The sequence below is a fragment of the Pseudomonas hunanensis genome (genome assembly GCF_013393325.1).
Lineage (GTDB): Bacteria > Pseudomonadota > Gammaproteobacteria > Pseudomonadales > Pseudomonadaceae > Aquipseudomonas > Aquipseudomonas putida_P.
Genome location: NZ_QJRC01000027.1, coordinates 1 through 261 on the forward strand (window position 1 = coordinate 1; position 261 = coordinate 261).

The 261-nt window shown below is 65.5% G+C and carries 1 pseudogene; it reads right to left on the reverse strand.

Annotated features, from left to right (window positions below):
• Positions 1–261, reverse strand: a pseudogene (locus DM807_RS00240) (thiamine pyrophosphate-binding protein); the annotation flags it as partial.

Sequence of the window (261 nt, forward strand, 5' to 3'; positions counted from 1 at the left end):
GGATCGGGTTACGGGCGTTCAGCAGTTTCTCGACGGCTGCTTCGATGGCCACGTGCTCGGCCAGCGGGCGGCGGTGCAGGCTGCGCGGGATCGGCAGTGCATCAGTCTGCTCGGCGGCGATGTCTTCTGGCAGTTCCAGGTGTACCGCCCCCGGCTTTTCTTCTTCGGCCAGGCGGAAGGCTTCGCGCATGCGCGACGGGATGTTGTCGGCCGAGGCGAACTGGTGGGTGTACTTGGTGATGGGGTCCATCATGCCGCACA